The sequence below is a fragment of the Nocardia takedensis NBRC 100417 genome (genome assembly GCF_000308695.1).
Taxonomy (GTDB): Bacteria; Actinomycetota; Actinomycetes; order Mycobacteriales; family Mycobacteriaceae; genus Nocardia; species Nocardia takedensis.
The window spans coordinates 1-523 of record NZ_BAGG01000170.1 but is presented as its reverse complement, the minus strand read 5'-3'; the positions used below and the strand labels follow the sequence as shown (position 1 = coordinate 523).

Sequence of the window (523 nt, the reverse complement as noted above, 5' to 3'; positions counted from 1 at the left end):
TGCCCGACAGCTGATCGATCACCGGTTGTGCCGACGAATACCGCTGTCCGGCAGCGAGGTTGTGCTGGACAACGGTCGCTCCGTCCCGGAAGACCCCGCGGGCCATCCGTTCTGCCTGTGCGACTGGTCTCAGCCGGTCTGAGCGGGAGAGCCGTCGCCGTGGCAGCATCGGGACCGTGCACTCGCCGATTCGCCCGTCGGCCGCCGCGCGGACGAAACCCCTGACCGAAAGGCCGCGAACCATGCGCATCCGTACGCTGAGCGTCCTCGCGTCGACCACCGTCGCCTGCACCGGACTGCTCGCGCCGACGGCCCTCGCCGACGCCCGGGTCGAGTCGGTCGAACCGCTCTGCGTGCGCGCCCAGGTCCAGACCGCGAATCTGCGCGTGGCCGAGTTCGACGCTCGCGGCGGGGCGCCGACCGAGCGGACCTACACCGATCCGGCGGACTTCGCCGAATCCAAACCCGAGGTGCGCCCGCTCACCGTCAGCGGCTACACCACCGCTGTCGACGGCCAGCCTAA

At 70.6% G+C, this 523-nt stretch carries 1 protein-coding gene; it reads left to right on the top strand.

Features of this window, described 5'->3' with window-relative positions; genetic code table 11:
* Positions 1 to 242: 242 nt before the first annotated feature.
* Positions 243 to 523, top strand: a 281-nt coding sequence (locus ON30_RS27765; RefSeq protein ID WP_040711879.1) for a hypothetical protein, incomplete at its 3' end; no start/stop codon positions are given.